At 39.8% G+C, this 22,348-nt stretch carries 18 protein-coding genes and 1 riboswitch; of the genes, 7 read left to right on the top strand and 11 right to left on the bottom strand.

Going from position 1 to position 22,348, the window contains the following annotated elements; translation table 11 throughout:
• Positions 1–242: 242 nt before the first annotated feature.
• Both murI and btuB read right to left on the bottom strand, forming a co-directional pair.
• A complete protein-coding gene (gene murI, locus GWI58_RS16715) occupies positions 243–1,109 on the bottom strand; it encodes a glutamate racemase (RefSeq protein ID WP_004246377.1) in 867 nt (288 codons plus the stop codon).
• Positions 1,054–2,913: a TonB-dependent vitamin B12 receptor BtuB gene (gene btuB, locus GWI58_RS16710; RefSeq protein WP_149127276.1), complete on the bottom strand. Its 1,860-nt coding sequence runs from the start codon at positions 2,911–2,913 to the stop codon at positions 1,054–1,056. Before btuB ends, murI begins: the two co-directional genes overlap by 56 nt.
• A 69-nt stretch (positions 2,914–2,982) precedes the next feature.
• Positions 2,983–3,185: riboswitch (cobalamin riboswitch) on the bottom strand.
• A gap of 113 nt (positions 3,186–3,298) precedes the next feature.
• Here btuB and trmA point away from each other — a divergent pair.
• Positions 3,299–4,396 carry a tRNA (uridine(54)-C5)-methyltransferase TrmA gene (gene trmA, locus GWI58_RS16705; RefSeq protein WP_161769402.1) on the top strand — a complete coding sequence of 366 codons (1,098 nt, stop codon included), beginning with the start codon at positions 3,299–3,301 and terminating at the stop codon, positions 4,394–4,396.
• A gap of 121 nt (positions 4,397–4,517) precedes the next feature.
• Here the strand turns inward: trmA and GWI58_RS16700 are convergent, their stop codons facing one another.
• Both GWI58_RS16700 and fabR read right to left on the bottom strand, forming a co-directional pair.
• Positions 4,518–4,919, bottom strand: a complete 402-nt coding sequence (locus GWI58_RS16700; RefSeq protein ID WP_004249699.1) for a YijD family membrane protein — start codon at positions 4,917–4,919, stop codon at positions 4,518–4,520.
• Positions 4,919–5,599, bottom strand: coding sequence for an HTH-type transcriptional repressor FabR (gene fabR, locus GWI58_RS16695; protein WP_004246383.1), 681 nt, complete (start codon positions 5,597–5,599; stop codon positions 4,919–4,921). Before fabR ends, GWI58_RS16700 begins: the two co-directional genes overlap by 1 nt.
• Positions 5,600–5,799: 200 nt before the next feature.
• On the opposite strand from fabR, the gene sthA reads away from it, so the two are divergent.
• The gene (gene sthA / locus GWI58_RS16690; protein ID WP_004246384.1) at positions 5,800–7,197 is read left to right on the top strand and encodes a Si-specific NAD(P)(+) transhydrogenase; all 1,398 of its coding nucleotides are present in this window, start codon (positions 5,800–5,802) and stop codon (positions 7,195–7,197) included.
• On the opposite strand, the gene oxyR is transcribed toward sthA, so the two are convergent.
• The 5 genes from oxyR to argC all read right to left on the bottom strand — a co-directional run bounded on the left by oxyR (position 7,189) and on the right by argC (position 12,885).
• Positions 7,189–8,106: a DNA-binding transcriptional regulator OxyR gene (oxyR, locus tag GWI58_RS16685; RefSeq protein WP_004249700.1), complete on the bottom strand. Its 918-nt coding sequence runs from the start codon at positions 8,104–8,106 to the stop codon at positions 7,189–7,191. The genes sthA and oxyR overlap by 9 nt on opposite strands.
• Positions 8,107–8,335: 229 nt before the next feature.
• Positions 8,336–9,718 carry an argininosuccinate lyase gene (gene argH, locus GWI58_RS16680; RefSeq protein ID WP_110229676.1) on the bottom strand — a complete coding sequence of 461 codons (1,383 nt, stop codon included), beginning with the start codon at positions 9,716–9,718 and terminating at the stop codon, positions 8,336–8,338.
• Positions 9,719–9,810: 92 nt separating this feature from the next.
• Complete coding sequence (locus tag GWI58_RS16675) at positions 9,811–11,022, bottom strand: argininosuccinate synthase (RefSeq protein ID WP_004246387.1); 1,212 nt, start codon at positions 11,020–11,022, stop codon at positions 9,811–9,813.
• A gap of 64 nt (positions 11,023–11,086) precedes the next feature.
• On the bottom strand, positions 11,087–11,860 hold the full coding sequence (gene argB / locus GWI58_RS16670) for an acetylglutamate kinase (RefSeq protein ID WP_004246388.1): 774 nt from the start codon (positions 11,858–11,860) through the stop codon (positions 11,087–11,089).
• Positions 11,861–11,880: 20 nt separating this feature from the next.
• Entirely contained in the window at positions 11,881–12,885 is a 1,005-nt protein-coding gene (gene argC / locus GWI58_RS16665) for an N-acetyl-gamma-glutamyl-phosphate reductase (protein WP_094959826.1), read from the bottom strand.
• A 100-nt stretch (positions 12,886–12,985) separates the two neighbouring features.
• Here argC and argE point away from each other — a divergent pair, with 100 nt between their 5' ends.
• Positions 12,986–14,149 (top strand): acetylornithine deacetylase, encoded by a 1,164-nt coding sequence (gene argE / locus GWI58_RS16660; RefSeq protein ID WP_004249893.1) that lies wholly within the window; start codon positions 12,986–12,988, stop codon positions 14,147–14,149.
• A 91-nt stretch (positions 14,150–14,240) separates the two neighbouring features.
• Here argE and poxB read toward each other — a convergent pair whose 3' ends face one another.
• Complete coding sequence (gene poxB, locus GWI58_RS16655; RefSeq protein ID WP_004246391.1) at positions 14,241–15,965, bottom strand: ubiquinone-dependent pyruvate dehydrogenase; 1,725 nt, start codon at positions 15,963–15,965, stop codon at positions 14,241–14,243.
• Between the two features lie 564 nt (positions 15,966–16,529).
• Here poxB and GWI58_RS16650 point away from each other — a divergent pair.
• From GWI58_RS16650 to GWI58_RS16640, 3 genes are read left to right on the top strand one after another with little or no spacing between them, the layout of a single operon-like run.
• Entirely contained in the window at positions 16,530–17,351 is an 822-nt protein-coding gene (locus GWI58_RS16650) for a DUF3100 domain-containing protein (RefSeq protein ID WP_004246392.1), read from the top strand.
• Complete coding sequence (locus GWI58_RS16645) at positions 17,348–17,797, top strand: hypothetical protein (RefSeq protein ID WP_004246394.1); 450 nt, start codon at positions 17,348–17,350, stop codon at positions 17,795–17,797. The genes GWI58_RS16650 and GWI58_RS16645 overlap by 4 nt, the downstream gene beginning before the upstream one ends.
• Positions 17,797–18,978: a M20 metallopeptidase family protein gene (locus GWI58_RS16640; protein WP_004246396.1), complete on the top strand. Its 1,182-nt coding sequence runs from the start codon at positions 17,797–17,799 to the stop codon at positions 18,976–18,978. The genes GWI58_RS16645 and GWI58_RS16640 overlap by 1 nt, the downstream gene beginning before the upstream one ends.
• 75 nt (positions 18,979–19,053) lie before the next feature.
• Here GWI58_RS16640 and GWI58_RS16635 read toward each other — a convergent pair whose 3' ends face one another.
• Positions 19,054–20,067, bottom strand: coding sequence for a LysR substrate-binding domain-containing protein (locus GWI58_RS16635; RefSeq protein ID WP_004246397.1), 1,014 nt, complete (start codon positions 20,065–20,067; stop codon positions 19,054–19,056).
• 769 nt (positions 20,068–20,836) lie between these two features.
• On the opposite strand from GWI58_RS16635, the gene proP reads away from it, so the two are divergent.
• Positions 20,837–22,339, top strand: a complete 1,503-nt coding sequence (proP, locus tag GWI58_RS16630) for a glycine betaine/L-proline transporter ProP (protein ID WP_004246398.1) — start codon at positions 20,837–20,839, stop codon at positions 22,337–22,339.
• Positions 22,340–22,348: the final 9 nt, after the last annotated feature.

Below are 22,348 nucleotides of genomic sequence, written 5' to 3'. Positions count from 1 at the left end.
GTGCAACTGTCGCTGCCGTTTCCGGTCTTCTGCGTTGTTGCGAGGAGGTGCATTCTACATCTTCCTCATTCAGTGTCAAGCGCTAATTTATCAGGCTTTTCACTTTTTATTTTGTTCTCTCAGCCGGTTCGCTTAGCGCCCTGTGCCGTGACAACGAGGGCGCATTATAGGGAGTTTTGTGAAGCTGGCAACACTTTTTTTTGATTTTTTTACCGACCGTTTAATTTTCCAACAAATTTAACTTAAAGCGCCAATTTTCTGAGCGTTTTAAAGCCAAAATCGGCTAAAACCGGTTTTAATAATTCACTATACTCATCTTCTTTAAGACAGTAAGCAAAACTAATTTCTTTTGAACCTCTGATTTTATCTTGATTTACAACTAACCACGCAGTTCTTCTTGCAATTGCACCACCAGAATCAATAATTCGAGTACCATCAGGCAAAACAGAAAGTAACTCTTCTTCTAATAGAGGAAAATGGGTACACCCTAATACTACCGTATCTGGTGGCTCTTTCATTTTAAGCCAAGGGGCTAAAATTCTACGTAGCTCATCGCATGACACCTTTTCGCCATGCAGTTTTTTTTCAGCCAACTCCACCAGCTCTGCTGAACCTAATAGATGCACTTTACACTCCGTCGCAAAGCGTTCGATAAGTTCATGGGTATAAGGTCGCTTAACCGTTGCTCTTGTGGCTAATAGACCGACCACACCATTACAGGTAAGTTTTGCTGCAGGTTTAATCGCAGGAACAACACCAACAATGGGGATATCAGTAAATTTAGCACGTAAAGCAGGCAGACTTACTGTACTTGCTGTATTACAAGCGATCACAATCGCTGCTAACTCATGCTGTTGCGCGACAGCACTGACGATACGAACGACACGCTCAATAATAAACTCTTGCGGTTTCTCACCATAAGGAAATGCTTCATTATCGAAAACATAGATATAGTGAGCATCCGGCAGTTTTTCACGGATCTCTCGATAAATAGATAAACCGCCAACCCCAGAGTCAAAAACTAAGACAGTGGGATTAGCGGTAGATTGTGCATCAGAAGTTGTAGCTTCCGGTGAGGAAATATTCACGTCCTGGCGTGCGATAGCCATAAGCTGTCTCATAATCTTTATCAAACAGGTTGGCTATTCTACCACGAATTGAGAGATGAGATGTAATAGGATATGACGCAGTTAAATCCCAAAGACTTACCCCACCTAAAGAAACATTCTTATTTGTGCCATAATCTTTATCTGTACGCTGACCAATATATTGGTAAGTAACTCCTATATCGAGTTTTTCAACTTGCCAATCAAGTTGATATTTCAACTGTTGACGAGCCCGACGATCAAGACGTTGGTGTGTTCCTTTATTTCTAGTATCTATATATTGTAAATTAAAGGTATGATGGAAAATCCAAGTATCCATTTCTCCAGTAAATTCAACACCTTTAATTAACGCTTTGCCAATATTATAATTTTTCCATCCTTGCTTATCATCGGCTTCAATCAAATTAGTAATATTATTTCTATATGCAGTCAAACGCCACTCTAAAGGCCCTGTTATCCCTTCAAAGCCTCCCTCCCATTGTTTACTTTCTTCTGGCTGTAAATTTGGGTTGCTTCCCCATGTACTATAGAGTTGCATCAGTGTTGGTGCCTTATACGCAGTACCATAACCACCAATCACGCGATAACCTTCCACAAATTCCCATGCTAAATTCGATTGCCAAGTCGTATGCCAACCATATTCAGAATGCTTATCCGAGCGTACTGATGCTTCAGCAATAACATCGCCTAACTTTTGCTGCCCTGTTAGATATAAACCCGTATTATCGAAATGTTCTTTATTAGGGAATCCATTAGAGCCCGCTTTAATTGATTGACGCTGCCAATCAATACCCCCCCCAATACTGCCATTTCCTAATAAAAGGTGATTACCCCACTGAACATTATATTGTTCGGAGTTGGTAAACCGGCTACCTTTACCATAGCGACCTTGATGTGGATCGTAATCATAATCTTTGGTGTAGTTATAACTGGTATTCAAATAAGAAGAGTAGTTATCACGATGAAACTTCACACCACCATCATAAGTGCGGCTAAATAGTGCACGAGTATCAGTAATAATGGTATTATCGTTATAATCTGGCTCAGCATCATAAGCCATACGATTATCAAAACCATAAGCCCGTGCATATACAGAAACGTTATCATTTATATCGTGATTAACGCCTAACCATAGTGACTTATTCATAAAACCATCACGATCAGGTTGAGGATGCCCTCCTGTATTACCTCTCGCTTCTACATCATAGCCTTTGGTATAGAGATAACTACCTGCCACCGTTAGTGTTGTTTTATCACCGATTTTTTGTTTTACAGAGCCATCATATTCTTGATAACCATGAGAACCCATTGTGGCATTAAGCGTTCCTCCTTCCGTGTTTCTTTCTGTGAGGATATTAATCACACCACCAATTGCATCAGATCCATAAACCGAAGAGCGAGGCCCTCTTATATATTCAATTCGCTGAACAAGAGAAAGGGGAATTTGGCTAATATCAGAACTTCCTGAAACATTCGCCTGATTTAAACGTACACCGTCTACTAAAATAAGAACATGGTTTGAATTTGTACCTCTCACAAATATTGAGCTTTGTTGCCCTATACCACCACTTTGTGCTACATCAATCCCTGGCATTCTACGCAATACATCAAGCACACTATTGCTCTGCCAGCGATCGATCTGTTCACGATCAACAATAGTCACTGGCGCTAAAATAGAGGAGGTAGGTTGTTGAAAACGGTTAGCAGTCACACTCAATGTATTATCAGCCTGTGCAAATAGGTTGAAACTGCTCGTCATAACACTTAAAGCAACACTTGAAAGAAAAAATACTTTTTTATTATTCATGAAATCTGCATCCAACAGAAATAAGTAGCAGGATGCCGCCAAAATTAAATAAAACGCGTACTTAATTTTACATGCGACAAATGTTCGGCAGGTCTTCGGACTCTAGGTTAAATACTCTGAGCATTTAAGATAATGACTTCCCACAGCACTGATTTTGGTGCATTGCAGTGTCTTTTATTATCCTTGATCCTATTACCGCTGCGCGTCAGTTCTGGCTTTGCACCAGATTCCCTTTTCACTCCATATCGGAGACCGAATCGCTATGCTACGATGCCAACTTCACTGAGTCCAGAAATTGAACATGAAGAATACTGGACATCTTCATGAGGATCTCTACAATTTCGCTCGCTTAACTTTATTACTGCCAAAAACAAGGCGAGATACCATGCAAAATTCATTACCTACGCAAACATACCAGTCTCAACTGAATGAAAAGACCGAACGCCTACAAAAGATGATGGCACCTTTTAATGCGCCTAATGTAGAAGTTTTTTCATCACCAAAACAACATTATCGTATGCGTGCAGAATTTCGCATCTGGCATGAGCAGGACGCTCTGTATCATATTATGTTTGATCAAGAAACTAAGCAGCGTATCCGCGTTGACCAATTTCCAGTGGCGAGTCAACTGATTAATCAGATGATGGTAGCTTTATTGGCAGAAATAAAAGATAAACCAACACTGCGCCATAAATTATTTCAAATTGATTATCTTTCAACCTTAAGCAATAAAATCATTGTATCGTTGTTATATCACAAAAAAATTGACGAGACTTGGCAACAAGAAGCGACAGCATTACGCCAAACATTAATTGCTCAGGGATTTGATGTGCAATTAATTGGCCGTGCATATAAAACTAAAATTATGCTCGATAATGATTTTGTCGATGAAGTATTACCTGTTGCGGGTCAACAGATGATCTATCGTCAAGTAGAAAATAGCTTTACCCAACCTAATGCACAGGTCAATATTAAGATGTTGGAATGGGCACTATCAGTCACTGAAAACTCAACCGGTGATCTGTTAGAGCTTTATTGTGGTAACGGCAATTTCTCTCTCGCCCTTGCGCGTAATTTTAAGCGAGTGCTGGCCACTGAGATAGCGAAGCCTTCAGTGCATGCAGCGCAATATAATATCGCGATGAACCATATTGATAATGTTAAAATTATTCGTATGTCAGCGGAAGATTTTACTCAAGCAATGAATGGCGTAAGGGAATTTAAACGCTTAGAAGGGATTAATCTACAAGATTACCAATGTGAAACTATTTTTGTTGACCCACCACGCAGTGGTTTGGATGAGAAAACTGTTGAGTTGGTTAAGAATTACTCGCGCATTTTATATATCTCTTGTAATCCCCAGACTCTGTGCCAGAATTTAGAAACGCTGATCAAAACTCACAAAATCAGTAAGTTAGCACTTTTTGACCAATTCCCTTACACCCATCATATGGAATGTGGTGTGCTATTGGAGAAAAGATAACTTTTAGTTTTAGAAGTTATAGTAGAAATTACCACTAAAACGCCAATAAAAACAAAACACCAGTAAGTGCACTTACTGGTGTCAAAATCTCGCTGTGTTTACAACCAAAAGCTGATAACAATTAATATTGCTCTGCTTGCGATGCTTTCTCAGCGTCTTCTTCCTGTTCACGTAGACGTTTACGCTGTTTAATTTGACGATAAATCCATAAAGCAATAATCACAATACATACAGAAGAGAAGAAGTTAGAGCCCATTTCAGGGTTAGAGGTTTTTAAATAAGCATTGTAACCAAATAGCCCTAATAAAAAGAATGAGAAAATTAACTTAGGCATACCATCAGTCATTGGTTGATTTAAATAACGTTGGTATAAGCAGTAAACAGCTAGAACTAAACTAATCAGTGGAAAAATAGACCAAGGTCCAGTAAGTGGGTTAAATAAAGTTGAGTAACTACCATGTAAAGCAACACCGATAACTACGGAAAGTAATAGTGTGCTTTTTTCACAGCGATTTTGTTCCATCATTTATCTCCTTTCTGATGCATTTTTTTCTTTATTTCGGGGTTATTTTGTAGAGGTGTTTCTAAATCACGTCGATACCAATAGTAAGCGCCTTTGGCAATCATCCGTAGTTGTATTACTAATCTTTCTTCTAATTGTTGGCGTTTTTCAATATCAATATCTAATGCTTCTGCCCCTGCACTAAATACGATAGTCACCATCGCTTCAGCCTGCATTTCAGTAAAATAACGTGGCATATTACTTTCTTGCTCAAGGTAGTCTGCCAGTTCTGCAATAAAATGTTGGATCTCTCGTGCGACAGCGGCACGAAATTCAGCAGATGTGCCAGAGCGTTCACGTAACAATAATCGAAAAGCATTCGGATTATTACCAATAAATTCCATAAAGGTAGAAACCGATGTACGGATCACACTTCCACCTTTAGCAATACGCTGTCGTGCTTGTCGCATCAATTGACGTAGCATCAGTCCACTTTCATCGACCATAGTTAACCCCAACTCATCAACATCTTTAAAATGACGATAAAATGAGGTAGGTGCAATACCCGCTTCTCGCGCCACTTCTCGTAAGCTTAGGCTAGTAAAACTACGTTCTGCACTGAGTTGGCTAAAAGCTGCTTCAATCAAAGAACGGCGGGTTTTTTCTTTTTGTTTCGCTCTGATGCCAATATTATTACTCACAGCAATCCTGATAATCCAAATGTGGTTTATAACCAATATATCAAATTTTTACAGAAAATAAGTACGTACCGTTATCCATAACGACACATTCAGATAAAAAACTAAATAAAGTGTGACTAATGCCCCTAATGTCAATTGGGCTATTATTCATTCTAATGTTAATATGTCGTTGTCGTTTTGTATAAAACAGGTCTCTTCCTATGCAACATTCTCATTTCGATGCAATTGTAATCGGTTCAGGTCCTGGTGGTGAAGGCGCGGCCATGGGGCTGGTTAAACAAGGAAAACGCGTCGCCGTCATTGAACGTTATGATCAAGTCGGTGGTGGTTGTACTCACTGGGGAACTATCCCTTCAAAAGCTCTACGCCACGCGGTCAGTCGTATTATCGAGTTTAATCAAAACCCGCTCTATAGCGACCAATCTCGCCTGATCAACTCCTCTTTTTCTCAAATACTACGCCAAGCCAGCACGGTAATCAGTCAACAGACTAAAATGCGTCAAGGCTTCTACGAGCGTAATCATTGTACGATGTATTCAGGCGAAGCTGCTTTTATTGATGATCATAGAATTAGCGTACGTTATCCTGATGGTACTTGTGATATTCTCAGTGCAGATAATTTTATTATTGCCACAGGCTCTCGCCCTTATTGCCCACCGGATGTTGATTTCTCACACTCTCGTATTTATAACAGCGATACCATACTCGACCTTGAGCATGAACCTCGCCATGTCATTATTTATGGTGCTGGGGTCATTGGTTGTGAATACGCTTCTATTTTTAGAGGTCTAAGAGTAAAAGTTGATTTAATTAATACTCGTGATCATCTACTATCATTCCTTGATCAAGAAATGTCAGATGCACTCTCTTACCATTTTTGGAATAACGGTATTGTTATTCGACACAATGAAGAGTACGACACCATCGAAGGCGTTGATGATGGCGTTATTGTTCATCTAAAATCCGGTAAGAAAGTCAAAGCCGATTGTCTGCTTTATGCTAATGGTAGAACGGGTAATACCGATACACTTGGTTTGGAAAATGTTGGGATCAAAACCGATAGCCGTGGACAAGTGGCAGTTAATGCGCATTATCAAACCAGTTGTGAACATATCTATGCAGTGGGTGATGTGATTGGCTATCCAAGCTTAGCCTCTGCGGCTTATGATCAAGGGCGCATTGCGGCACTTGCGCTTACCACAGGTACCTCGGAAACGCATTTAATTGAAGATATTCCAACGGGTATCTATACCATTCCAGAAATCAGCTCTGTGGGTAAAACGGAACAGCAACTCACCGCAATGAAGATCCCCTATGAGGTCGGTCGTTCACAATTTAAGCATCTTGCTAGGGCCCAAATTGCGGGTATGAATGTCGGTAGCTTAAAAATTCTTTTTCACCGTGAAACCAAGCAAATTTTAGGTATACACTGCTTTGGCGAGCGCGCTGCTGAAATAATTCATATCGGCCAAGCAATTATGGAGCAGAAAGGAGAAGGCAATACTATCGAATACTTCGTTAATACCACCTTCAACTATCCAACCATGGCGGAAGCCTATCGCGTTGCTGCTTTAAATGGTTTAAATCGCTTATTTTGATGCTGCTTTCTTAGCCTCATAAAATGCGGTCATATGATCACGGATTGTCTCTGCTAATTGTTCATAACGATTACGCAAAGGCGATCCGGGGCGATAAGCTAAAATAATAGAACGTGATGGATTAGGTGAAGTACAATCTAAATAGCAAACGCCATCGCGTTTTTGCGCTTGAGGTACCGCTAAATCAGGTAAAAGTGTAATACCACTTCCTGCAGCGACCATATTACGCAATGTTTCTAAACTAGTTGCTCTAAAATGGGTATCTTCTTTAGCCCCTGCTTGGAAACAAAAACCTAAAGCTTGATCACGTAAGCAATGCCCATCTTCTAACATTAATAAACGTTGGCCTGCTAAGTCCCCCATCGGCACTGATTTGCGATCATGCCATGGATGCTCATCATAAATAGCCAATTTCATCGGCTCTTCAAACAAAGGCACTTCTATAAAAGGGGCACTCTCTTTTACCATGGCTAAAATAGCACAGTCGAGTTTACCACTATCTAGCTGAGCTAATAAGCTATTGGTTTGTGCTTCGTGAAGATACATCTCTAACTTAGGGTAGTTTCTATGTAATTCGGGAATAATATGCGGTAATAAATAAGGTCCAACAGTAGGAATAAGCCCAATATGTAACGGCCCTGCCATACTCTCACCTTGTAGTGATGCCATTTCTTGTAGCACTTTCACTTCACGTAATACCGTTTTCGCTTGCTCTACTAGCAATAATCCCTGCTGGGTAAACAGTACTTTGCGACTAGTTCTTTCAAGTAACATAACGCCTAATTCGTCCTCAAGTTTACGAATTTGGCCACTTAATGTTGGCTGGCTCACATGGCAAGAATCTGCCGCACGGCGAAAATGTTTATGCTCAGCTAGAGCCACCAGATATTCCAAATCACGGATATTCATTGCAGATCCCATACTTATTACTGATAGTTAATAGCTATAGATAATATAACAACTGATAAATTTTTCTATCAATCGTGCGTTATTGTAACGCGATTTTTTCATCTTTTATCAATAAATAGTGATATATCAATTGATTAAACTATTATTATCGGTAAGCGTCCATAAAAAAGCAGGGCATGAGCCACCCCGCTTTTTTTGAATAATCTGTCAGTTATACAATGGGATAAAACTACTCATCCATATTAAGCTGTTTTTTGGCCTCAATAATGGCATAAGAAACCTGCTGTTGAGATACTCCACCTTTTGCTAATCGTTTATCTAAACAAGATTGCAATGAAAGGATCTCGTAAACTTCAACGGTAATTTTGCTACTAAACTTCTGTAATTCAGATAGCGCCAACTCTTCAAGCGCTTTACCTTGCTCAATTGCACTAACAACAACTTCACCGACAATATGGTGAGCTTGGCGAAATGGCACCCCTTTTGCGACTAAATAATCAGCAAGCTCTGTCGCATTGGCATAACCTTGTTTTGCGGCCTCTTCACAACGAGGACGGCGAACCTGCAACCCATCAAGCACTAATGTTGCCATATGCAAACAATCAGACCAAGTATCAACGGCATCAAACAGCCCTTCTTTGTCTTCTTGCATATCTTTATTATAAGCAAGAGGCAACCCTTTTAGGGTCATCATCATTGCGGTTAATGCCCCTTGTACACGCCCGCACTTACCACGAATAAGCTCTAATGCATCAGGATTTTTCTTCTGTGGCATTAATGAAGAGCCAGAAGTAACTTTATCTGAAAGCTCAATAAAACCTGCTTCCCCACTATTAAAGAAAATCAAATCTTCAGCAAAACGAGAAAGATGCACCATACCAATAGCGGCCGCAGATAATAGCTCTAACACATGATCTCTATCTGATACGCTATCTAAACTATTGTTTGTTGCACTGGCAAAACCCAACCATTGAGCTAATTGTTCACGATCAATATCATAAGCGGTACCCGCCAAAGCGCCACTACCCAGTGGGCTTACATCTAAACGCGTTAATGCATCCGCTAAACGACTCTCATCTCTTGCTAACATCTCTTTATAAGCTAAACACCAATGCGCAAAAGTGACGGGTTGAGCACGTTGTAAATGAGTATAACCGGGCATCACAGCATGTTGATTTTGCTCAGCGGTTACCACCAACGCCTTTTGTAATTCAATAATAGCCTGACGTAAGTGGGCGACTTCTTCTTTACACCACAATTTTAAATCTGTCGCGACCTGATCATTACGGCTACGTCCAGTGTGCAATTTCTTACCTAAATCACCCACTTTGGCAATCAGTTTGCTCTCTACCCAACTATGAATATCTTCCGCATCACTTTGTAAAATAGAATGAGGATTAGCGGTTACTTCCTCAGACAGTTCATAAAGTGCCTGTTCAAGTTGAGCTTGTTCATCCTGCGATAAGACACCTACTGTGACTAACGCTTTAGACCAAGCTACTGAACCAAAGATATCTTGTTGTGCGAGTCGATAGTCAAACCGCAGTGAATCATTGAATTGTTTAAACCGTTGATCAGCTTGCTGACTAAAACGTCCACCCCAAAGTGCCATAATCACATCCTATTTTGTCTTTGTTAAAAGTCATGCTTGATAAAAATGTAGAGAGTGATGCCTTTTGTCACATCACTCTCATTGGTCTCACCTTATTTCTTTTTACTTAATGCCCGAATACGTGATGGCAAAGAGTATAGGCGGATAAACCCTTCTGCATGGCTGTGATCATAGACTTCATCTTCACCAAAGGTGGCGAACTCTTCCGAGTAGAGGCTGTTGTCAGATTTTTTCTGAATAGCATTCACATGGCCTTTATAAAGCTCTAACACCACTTCGCCATTTACCTCTGTTGCCAGCGAGTCAGCGGCAGCTTGTAATGAAGCCCGAATTGGCGTAAACCAACGACCGTCATAAACAACATAAGACATCTCTAAACCCAACTGTTGACGCCATTTAAAAGCATCTCTATCCAAAACCAGTTGCTCAACACCACGCAGTGCCGCCATCATAATGGTGCCTCCCGGGGTTTCATAGCAACCGCGAGATTTCATACCGACCAAACGATTTTCCACAATATCAATACGACCAATACCGTGTTTTACACCTAGCGTATTTAATGTAGCTAAACACTCATAAGGAGATTGAGCTTTGCCATTGATAGCAACCACTTCACCTGCTTTTACCGTTACAGAAACCTGTTCAGGTGTATCAGGGGCTTTTTTCGGATCTACCGTCCATGCCCAGCAATCTTCATTAGAGGCATTCCATGGACTTTCTAACACTCCGCCTTCTGTTGAGATATGCCATGCGTTTTCATCACGACTATAAATTTTCTCAAGTGTCGCCGTGGTTGGAATATGACGAACTTTTAGATAATCCAGTAGAGCTTCACGGGAGCGCAAGTCCCACTCTCTCCAAGGTGCAACCACTTTAAGTTGCGGTGCCAGTGCGGTATAAGTACTTTCAAAACGAACTTGGTCATTACCTTTACCTGTTGCGCCATGCGCCAAGGCATCAGCCCCGAGTTTTAATGCCAATTCAACTTGTGCTTTCGCAATCACAGGACGTGCCATTGAAGTGCCTAACAAATAGCTCCCTTCATATAATGCCCCTGTTTTTAATACTGGATACACATAGTCTTTAATAAACTCTTCTCGTAAATCAACCACATAGCATTCACTGGCCCCTGACGCCAATGCTTTTTGCTCTACGCCTTCCAGATCTTCACGGCTTTGTCCCACATCAGCAACAAACGCAACCACCTCGCAATTGTCATAATGCTCTTTTAACCAAGGGATGATAGCCGATGTGTCTAGACCACCTGAATATGCCAGTACAATTTTTTTAATACCTTTCGTCATAGTGATAACCTTTATTCTCAATTGTGTTTATTTCGCCAATATACAAAGCGTTATGTGGTTGTGTTTAAGCTAAAATACGTGTCCCTATCGCCATACCATTAAATAAATCAGTCAGTTTTTCCGCGTGACGCCAACTGGCTATTTCAACAGGACGTCTAAGCGTTTTTGCCGCTTCTAACGCAGCATTAACTTTAACAATCATGCCGTCGGTGATAATGCCTTGGTCGATTAATGCTTGCGCTTTTGTGGCAGATATTTCTGTGAGTTTTTGTCCTTTGCCATCCAAAATGCCACTTACATCTGAGAGCAACACCAAATCTGCTCCTAAGGTTTCAGCAATCGCTGTTGCCGCTTGGTCAGCATTAACATTCATCAGTTCACCTTGGATACTCACACCTATAGAACTAATAATCGGGAGATACCCTGCATTCAGTAATAGATTTAATAACTCAGGAGAGCCAGGTTCAGCATTTCCCACATGACCTAGTTCATCACTAATTTTTGTTACTTTGGCTAATTGGCCATCGCCCAAACAAAGTCCGACACCATTTAAACCAAAGCGTGTGGCCCATGACAGCAATGTTTTATTGGCACTTCCTGCCAACGCGCCAGTAATAATGTCAATTTGATCGGCGGGGGTAACTCGTAGGCCTTGTTTTTTAACAACGGGCAATTGCAGCTTTTTCATCAGAGAATCAACCAAACAGCCACCACCATGAACAATCACTAATGGACGGCTATGACTAGTGCGATATTCTTGTAGTGCTGTAAAAAAACGTGTTAACGCTTTTTCGTTATCTAGCAGTACACCGCCTAGTTTGATAATTAATGGTTCCATAAAACGTCCCTACTCATTATTTAGATAAGTGTTTCGGTTGGTGCAAAACCGAACCGAATGTTCATACATTGCACCGCTTGTGCTGCGGCCCCTTTTAATAAGTTATCTTCCGCACCGACAATAATTAAATGCTCATCTTGTTGTGCTAACCCGATATCACAAAAGGCGGTACCGACAACGGCTTTTAATGCAGGTAGACCTTTGTCATACACACGCACCAACGGTTGGTCTTGATACGCTGTTTCAAATGTCTGCCTTACCTCATTTTCTGTGACACCTTGTTTTAACTTACAGGTGATAGTGGCTAAGATCCCCCTAGCAAAATTACCAAGATGAGGAGTAAAAATGACATCAATGCCAAGGTGAGTAGCAATTTCCGGTTGGTGACGATGCGTAAAAACACCGTAAGGTTGTAAACTCACTTCACAAAAGCTGTTTGTTAAAGACGCTTTTCTGCCTGCGCCACTTACACCGCTGGTGGCATTGATAACAGGCCAGTGAGTGCTGTCTAATAATCCCGCTTCAACTAATGGCTTTAACGACAGCTGAGAAACGGTGGGATAACAACCCGGCACAGCAATAAGTTGAGCCTGACTAATCTGATCAGCGTTCCATTCGGCAAGACCATAAACCGCCTGTGATAACCAATCAGTATTCTTATGCTCGAATCCATAGTATTGTTGGTAGAAATGCTTATTTTGTACTCGGTAGGCGCCGGATAAATCGAACACCACACACCCCTGAGCGAGAAAAATAGGGGCAATGTCATGACTGACTTCATGTGCGGTGGCTAAAAAAACGATATCGATATTTTCAGCGGCATTAGCAACATCGACCATAGGCTCAAGTGGCAAATCAACTAAGCCACGATATTGTGGGTAAAGCTCAGAAAAGCACTTCCCTGCATCTATACTTTGAGCGGATACCATCAGTCTGCTCAAATTCACATGGGGATGCTGCTGAAGATAGGCTGCTAATTCAGCACCGGTGTAACCACTTGCTCCTACAATCAGAGTATTTAACATGTCATTCTTACCTTGTACTATGAACACAAACCGATTAATGTATTTTTATTCAAAAAAAGTGCATGAATATTGATACTATTATGAAGAAAGGCTGTCAACAGTGAATATTAAATTACCTACATTTATTGAGCTTTATCGACAATTAATTGCAACGCCCTCAATTAGTGCAACAGATGCTAAGACAGACCAAAGTAACGAGGCACTGATTAATCTGTTGGCTAATTGGTTGGAAACACTCGGTTTTTCAATTGAAATACAACCAGTACCTGAAACCAGAGGGAAATTTAACCTACTTGCTACCCTTGGCAGTGGAACCGGCGGGTTATTACTCTGTGGACATACGGATACAGTGCCATTTGATGAAGGGCGTTGGACTCAAGATCCCTTTACCCTAACGGAAAAAGAAGGCAAGTTATATGGTTTAGGTACGGCAGATATGAAAGGCTTTTTTGCCTTTATTATTGATGCATTGCGAGATATAGATACCTCTCAACTCACACATCCTCTGTATATTCTTGCTACAGCAGATGAAGAAACGTCGATGGCTGGTGCACGTTATTTTGCCGCTAATACCGCTATTCGTCCTGATTTTGCGATTATTGGCGAACCCACCTCATTACAACCAATACGAGCTCACAAAGGGCATTTATCTAATGCTATCCGTATTACTGGGCAATCCGGTCACTCTAGTGATCCGGAAAAAGGTGTCAACGCTATTGAGTTAATGCATGAATCTATCACCCATCTCAGTACACTGCGCGATAGATTAAAAACCCGTTATAACAATCCGGCGTTTGTTATTCCCTATCCCACCATGAACTTTGGTTATATTAACGGTGGTGATGCTGCTAATAGAATTTGTGCTTGCTGTGAATTACATATGGATATTCGCCCATTACCGGGATTAACGCTGCAAGATCTTGATGATCTGCTACACGAAACATTAGCCCCGGTAAAAGCGCGCTGGCCGGGACGTTTAAGTGTCGAAGCATTGCACGAGCCTATTCCCGGCTACGAGTGTCCGACCGATCATAAAATGGTTGCCGTGATTGAAAAACTACTGGGTGAGAAAGCGCAAACTGTTAATTACTGTACCGAAGCACCTTTTATTCAAGCGCTATGCCCTACGCTAGTGCTTGGTCCTGGCTCCATTGAACAAGCCCACCAGCCTGATGAGTTTATTGATATGGCTTTTATTGAGCCAACTCGTGAATTAATGGGACAATTAATTGAAAACTTTTGTTTAGCAGAGAAAGCGAAATAATAAAAAATCCTATCGACTTATGTTGAAATGCAAGTTGCAGGTAGGCGATTAGCCCCTGCAACTCGCAATATAACGATTATGCGTTTAATGATTAGCGCAACCAGTTGGTTTTCGCTAATTGCACTATTTCATCGCCACGACCATTAATAATCGCTTTCATCATATACAAGCTAAAACCTTTGGCCTGCTCAAATTTAATTTCCGGAGGCATGGAAAGCTCTTGTTTTGCGGTTACCACATCCACAATAACAGGGCCATCATGTTCAAAGGCTGTTTTTAATGCTTCATCAAGATCTTCGCCTTTCTCAACGCGAATACCTTTAATTCCCGCCGCATTGGCAATAGCGGCAAAATCAGGATTATGTAAATCGGTGCCGTCAGTCAAATAGCCCCCCGCTTTCATTTCCATCGCCACAAAACCTAATACGCTGTTATTAAAAATCACCACTTTCACCGGTAAGTTCATTTGAGCCAATGAGATGAAATCACCCATTAACATGGTAAAACCACCGTCACCGCACATCGCCACAACTTGACGTTTTCTGTCCAGTGCTTGAATACCAATAGCTTGCGCCATCGCATTCGCCATTGAGCCATGATTAAACGAACCAATTAAACGACGTTTACCATTCATTTTCACGTAACGTGCCGCCCAAACTGTTGGCGTGCCAACATCACAGGTAAATACCGCATCATCGTTGGCTAATTCACTTAATCGACGTGCTAAATACTGAGGGTGGATCAACTCACGCTCACTAGGTTGAGCCAATGCATCTAAATCTTTGCGTGCTTTAGCATAATGTTTTAACGAGGCATCAAGATGTGCGGTATCTGTTTTCTCTTTTAATCGCGGTTGTAATGCATTAAGGGTTGCTTTGACATCCCCAACAAAAGCCATATCCACATGGCAATGTGAACCAATGCTACTTGGATTAAGGTCAATTTGAATAATATTAGCTTTGGCAGGATAGAAAGCGCGATAAGGGAATTGAGTACCTAACAGTACTAAAGTATCGGCATTCTCCATTGCGTGATAACCCGATGAAAAACCGATAAGACCCGTCATTCCCACGCTACATGGATTATTCCACTCAAGATACTCTTTACCACGTAGTGCATGCACAACAGGGGCTTTTAAGGTTTGTGCTAGTTTCACCACTTCATCATGTGCTTGAGCACAACCCGCACCACACATTAAGGTGATATTTTTAGCGTTATTCAGTGCCTCAGACAGTTTTTCGATTTCAAAACGATTCGGCATAATCAGTGGTGATTGTAGTGGATACCAATTTTCATGGGCATCTTCTGGAGCGGGTTTTAACGCTACATCACCGGGTAATACCACCACCGCAACACCCTTTTTCAAAATAGCGGTGCGCATAGCGATAGCCAGAATTTGTGGGATCTGATCGGGATTAGAGACTAATTCACAATAGTGACTACATTCACGAAATAACTCTTGAGGATGAGTTTCTTGAAAGTAATTACTACCAATTTCAGCAGAGGGAATATGAGCGGCAATCGCTAATACGGGAACATGATTACGATGACAATCAAAAAGTCCATTAATTAAGTGTAAGTTACCTGGTCCGCAGGAGCCGGCACAAACGGCTAATTCACCATTGATAGCCGCTTCTGCTCCGGCAGCAAAAGCCGCGACTTCTTCATGGCGTGTGCCCATCCATTCAATGGTACCCATTTTGCGCAAGCTATCACTTAATCCATTCAATGAATCGCCCGTCACCCCCCAAATACGTTTCACACCTGCATTATGGAGCACTTTAGCAATATAGGTTGCAACTGTTTGCTTACTCATGTGACGCATTTCCTTTTTATTTTAGTGGGTAATCTCTCTACATGCTGCCCCAGATATAACAACCGACTCTTTTACCACATCATATAGAGAATACCGTGTTATTAAATCAAATATTAAGAATAACATCTCTTGATTGATTGTCACGGTAGATAGGTCAATTAATAAAGGAAATTAACTATAAAAAATAATACTATTGATAAATGCACTTATCGCTTTTATGACTCATTTCGCATTAAATAAGAATCTATCTCATTTATATTGTATTAAAATCATCAAGTGCTAGACAAAATAAACTTATAGGATTATTTTAATAATTAAACTAATTTTTAATTGCTCTTTTTCTACTATCATTTTATTTAACAATATAGCTGACACATTTCAGCCTTACTCTCTGTCTTTCCTCAATAATTTCAGTTAACTCAAATTGTTAATAAATTTATTGCTATTATTTTATTTCATGTCCCATGAAAAAGAGGTATGAAGTAAACATGACATTGGTCACGCTACCTTTTGCTTTTTGTCCTCTAGAATAAAGCCTGTTTATTTTTCTACGGAGATTAACGGATGGACAAAAGTAGAAGTCCGATAAAGGTTTTCTTTATTAGTATTCTGGCAGTCCTTTTCTTAATTTTTATTTCACAATATGTGATTGGTAAAAAAGAAATTAAGATTGGCATTGCAGTCATTCCTATTCTACCAATGTTATTTGCAGTTATTATTGGTATGTTTATGTCGGCTGGATTTACCCGCAAAAAAATTAAAGTTTGGGGTAAATTATTTACAGAAAAAGAAGAAGGCTTCTGCGGTAAAATGGTAGGTTTCAGCCTACTTATTTTAGGTACGCAATATGCTGGCATGATCGTCCCAAATATAAAAATGATTTTAAGTGTCGGTATTCCTTTATTTGTTCAAGAGCTAGGAAACTTATTACCAGTATTAATTGCCGTACCATTAGCCATTAAATTTGGTTTTGGTCGCCGTGCAATTGGTGCATGTTCATCTATTAGTCGAGAACCTTCTATCGCCGTTATTCAAGGTAGATTTGGGACTGGCTCACAAGAATATATTGGTGTATTAGCTATTTACTTATGTGGTTCTGTTATCGGGACTTTATGGTTCAGCGTATTAGGTAGTCTTGCACCATTAACAGGCTTACACCCACTTGCTCTAGCAGCAGGCTCCGGCGTAGGTTCAGGTTCAATGTTAAGTGCTGCATCAGGGGCATTAATTAACGGTTTAGACGAAGCTTTAGCACAACAAGTATTAAGTGTTGCGGCTGCATCTAACTTATTATCTTCTGCACTTGGCGCACTCTCATTAACCTATTTAGGTTTACCTCTTTCAGAAAAAATTTATAAAGTTTTCACCAGAGGCAAAACTGCATGAAAAATATAATTATAGATATGAAATTAGTATTCGTTGCTATTTTACTGGCAATGTTTACTCAAACGTTAACATCAGGGATTGCTATTTATGCAATGTGGGATAGCTTTATTGCTATGTCTGTAGTGGTTTTTATTTCACTCGTTGCTAAACAATATTTACCTTCATCTCTACCAACATTTGCTTATGCAACTATTATCGGGATACTTATTTGTTTACCTGAAACACCTGTAAGAGAGTTTTTTATTAGTTCTATCGGTAAAGTCTCTTTCTTATCTTGTTGTGTACCTTTATTAGCATTTGCTGGTTTATCCGTTGGTGGCCAATTAGAAGAACTTAAGAAAATGTCATGGAAAGTGATCCTTATTTTCATGATTGTTTCTACCTGCTGTTTCTTCGGCGCATCAATCGTCGCACAAATTGGATTTACTATCCAGGGAGTTATCTAATGAATAATATTTATAATGTCAGCGAAAAACTCTTTCAATTAAATGACTTTAGTAAAAAAACACGACAAGATCTGCACAAAATTCCTGAGTTATCAGGTGAAGAATATAAAACATCAAAGTATTGCCGTGAATTGATGGAAAGCTTTGGCTATCAAATTAAAACCTTTGATGGCTATACTGGATTTACTGCCGATTTAATTGTTAATGCTGATTTTCCACTGATTGCCATCCGTGCAGATATGGATGGATTAGAAATGCCAGACTTAACGAACAACGAACACAGCTCTATCCATCAAGGTTGTGCACATAATTGTGGTCACGATACTCATATGACCATTGCATTAACGGCCGCTAAATACCTTGCTGAAAACCAAGCAGAAATGAGCGCTAATGTGCGTTTTATTTTCCAAATGGCAGAAGAGGATATGCGTGTTCCTGGTGCTGACAAAATGGTTGAATTAGGTTGCATGGAAGGCGTTGATGAAACTTACGCACTACATAATGATGCAGCTATCGAAACTGGTTGTGTACGTTTTAATGATGGTGTCATGTCATCTTACGGCTCAGCATGGACATTAGATGTTTATGGTGTTTCTGCGCACGGATCTACACCGCATAAAGGTTTAGATGCTATTCGTGAAGCAACTCGCTTAATTGATTATATGGATTATGTGGTTGCCAAAAAAACTGATCCCTTTAGCCCTGCGGTATTTGGTTGCGGCATGATCAATGGCGGTACTATTCCTAATGCGTTAGCAGATCACGTTCAAGCCCGTGGTACTATCCGCTCTATGGATGAAAATACCGACAAAGTATTAAAAGAAAGCTTTAATGAAATCGTAGCACGCAGTACAGCGGGTGGCTTTAAAACAACATTAACAGCGACAGGCTACCCTGCTGTTATTAACCATCCTACGGCTTATCAGCGTTTACTAGAAGCCACTCGCCAATTTTTACCAGAAGAGAATATCGAATCTAACGGTAAACCAATGACGGGTAGTGAAGACTTTAGCTATATGGTGAATGCCACTAAAGGTAAAGTTGGCGCAATGTTCTTTTTAGGCAGTGGTAATCAAGCTAAAGGTATCAATAACTACCTTCATGCTAATCCTTATTTTGTTGATGATGATTGTTTATTAGTGGGTGCACAGATTTTTGTTAATCTGCTAACTCGCAAATAATTACTTATTCTGCCCTAAGCCCGTTTTTTGCCCCCGCAAAAACGGGCTTTTTAGTCCCTCATCTTAACTGAAGATTTATTCTATTATTTTCTCTTTGCTATTTACCGAAATCAGATCAGGTAACCCCTGATACACTTCTTTGCTATGCCACTGGGTTTCCCACTGCTCTGGCATCTGAATAATATTTCTATCAATATGCGGAGCATAGAGTGAAATAAACTCATGCATATAATCTTTCATATGCGTATGTTTACTTAGGCATATATGTGTATAACTGGGCTGTACTAAGTGATCGATATTGATGCACTTTAATGCTTGGCTATCTTCTATTTCATCATAAGCAACCGTGGCAATCACACCAATCCCAAGGTGGCGCTTGACATAATATTTAATAATTTCGGTATCTGTCGCCGTCAATGCCACTTGAGGTTTAAGATGGTTTTTATAAAACACTTTATCGAGTTTAGAGCCTCGAGTGAAACCAAACACATAGGTAATAAGGGGATATTGACCAAGTTGTTCAATGGTAACCTGTTGATCATCAGGTAATGATGCAAGAGGGTGATCATAAGGTACTAATAAACTGCGAGTCCAGCGATAACAAGGCAAAGTAATTAAATCTTCATATAAATGCATCGATTCTGTGGCAATCGCAAAATCGACATCGCCATTTTTTACCATTTCTGCTAACTGAGCAGGAGCACCTTGGTGAAAATGGAGTGAAATATTAGGGTAATAGCGGCGAAAATGATCAATGACGTTGGGTAAGGAGTAACGTATTTGCGTATGTGTTGTGGCAATGTGCAAATCTACTTTTTTATTACGATCTTCTTCTGCCACAATACTTTTAATTTTATCAACCTGTCCAAGAATATCGCTAGCTATTTTATGGACCTCTTTCCCCATAGGACTAAGTGCTAATAAATTATTATTTTTACGGACGAATAAAGAAACACTGAGTTCGTCTTCTAATATCTTAAGTTGCTTACTAATCGTTGGTTGTGAGGTATAGAGTTTCTCTGCCGCATTCGTAATGTTAAAGTCATTTCGCACTACTTCAACAAAGCTTTTCAGTTGATTAATATTCATGAGGAGTACCTGGGTTAATTGGCACAAGCATGCCGTTAATTATTGATTTTATAAAAATAATTATTGTTAATATTTATACCACAATGTCATTACTCAAATTATCTGCTCTTATGCCTAGTGGATATTATGACATCTCCTCTCTTTTTGCTCTCTTAATAAGAATAGTGATATCTACTTAATTATCCACTGACTTACCTTATCTATTTGCTAGAATAGAAAAATGACTGCACCAAATCTAGCAATGACTGTTTTTATTTCTGTGTTTTAGCACAACGAATAATAGATGATTTCATCCACATTAAAGCAGATATTAACTATTTATTATGCATAATTTGACTATCAATATATTATTTCTAATCAAAAAATAAAAACCAAACATAACCCATTGTTATATAATAATATTTACTATTAGCTTTTTATCGCCATCTTCATCTAACTTAATTCAAATTTACAACCATTAACATCATGGATTTTACACAAAAGTCATATTCAGCTATGATATAGGTTACATTTTTTACTTAGAGGCTTCGTTTTGTTATATCAAAACAACGACAAAAAATCCCTAATCTTTCATTTAACCTCATCTATACTTAATAAGTGTTCCATAAGCTATTAGTTCACCCTCACTATTTAACTATGTAGAAGTAAACTGTTTTTTAGTGAATTATTACCACTCTCTTTTCTCGCTATAAAATAGTCACTTCATTTCGTTTAATTATTAATTGAATAACAACAATTTACTAATACCTTAATTGAAAGGTCACTTAATATGAAATTGAAGAAAAAAAGAAACAAACCATTAAGAATCAATGATATAACCATTATTGATGATAGCAAACTTAAAAAAGCCATTACTGCGGCAGCGTTAGGTAATGCAATGGAGTGGTTTGATTTTGGTGTATATGGCTTCTTGGCTTATGTATTAGGTCAAGTGTTTTTCCCTGGTGCATCACCTGGCGTACAAATGATCGCAGCACTTGCGACATTCTCAGTCCCATTCCTTGTTAGACCATTAGGTGGGGTTGTATTTGGTATGTTGGGGGATAAGTTTGGACGACAAAAAGTCTTATCTGTCACCATCATAATTATGGCACTAAGTACTTTTGCTATCGGTCTTATTCCTGGGTATGACACCATTGGAATATGGGCACCCGTCTTACTGTTATTAGCAAAACTAGCCCAAGGCTTCTCAATTGGTGGTGAGTACTCAGGTGCAGCGATTTTCGTTGCCGAATATTCACCAGACCGTAAACGGGGCTTTATGGGAAGCTGGTTAGATTTCGGCTCTATTGCCGGCTTCGTTATGGGGGCGGGTGTTGTTGTTCTTATCTCAACCATTATGGGTGAAGCTGCATTCCATGAGTGGGGATGGCGTATTCCATTCTTCTTGGCATTACCTTTAGGTCTGATTGGCTTATATTTACGTCATGCTTTAGAAGAAACCCCGGCCTTCCAACAACATGTTGATGAAATGAACAGCGATGATCGTAAATCTATCGAAAATCCGCCACGTGTTTCATTACGAGAAATCGCTTCCAAGTATTGGAAGAGTTTAACGGTATGTGTGGGCTTAGTGATTGCGACCAACGTCACCTACTACATGTTGCTAACCTATATGCCAAGTTATTTATCCCATAACTTAAATTATTCCGCCGATCATGGGGTCTTGATCATCATCGCGATTATGATAGGGATGCTATTTGTTCAGCCTGTGATTGGATTACTGAGTGATAAGATTGGTCGTAAACCTTTTGTTATCGGGGGTAGCGTTGGACTGTTTATATTGGCATATCCGGCATTTATGATGATTAACAGTGATGAAATCGGTTTAATTTTCTTAGGATTATTAATTCTTGCGGTTTTATTAAACTGTTTTACTGGGGTGATGGCCTCTATTTTACCGGCTATTTTCCCAACCCATATTCGTTATAGTGCCTTAGCTATTGCATTTAATATCTCGGTATTAATTGCCGGTGCCACACCAACTGCAGCGGCTTGGTTAGTTGAAGCGACTGGCAATTTATATATGCCCGCCTATTATCTAATGGTAGTTGCTGTTGTCGGTTTGATAACGGGTATAAAAATGATTGAAACAGCCAACAAACCATTACGTGGAGCAACACCGGCAGCATCAGATAAATCAGAAGCGAAAGAGATTTTATCTGAGCATTATGACAATATCGAACAACGTGTTGAAGATATCGAAGCGGAAATTGAAGCATTACAGAAAAAACGCCAAGCGCTTATCGATCAACATCCAAAATTAGATTAAGAGAGGTTA

The sequence above is a fragment of the Proteus sp. G2674 genome (assembly GCF_009915195.1).
GTDB classification, from domain to species: Bacteria; Pseudomonadota; Gammaproteobacteria; order Enterobacterales; family Enterobacteriaceae; genus Proteus; species Proteus mirabilis.
Note: the sequence above shows the minus strand (reverse complement) of the source record. Positions and strands in the feature narration are given on the sequence as shown.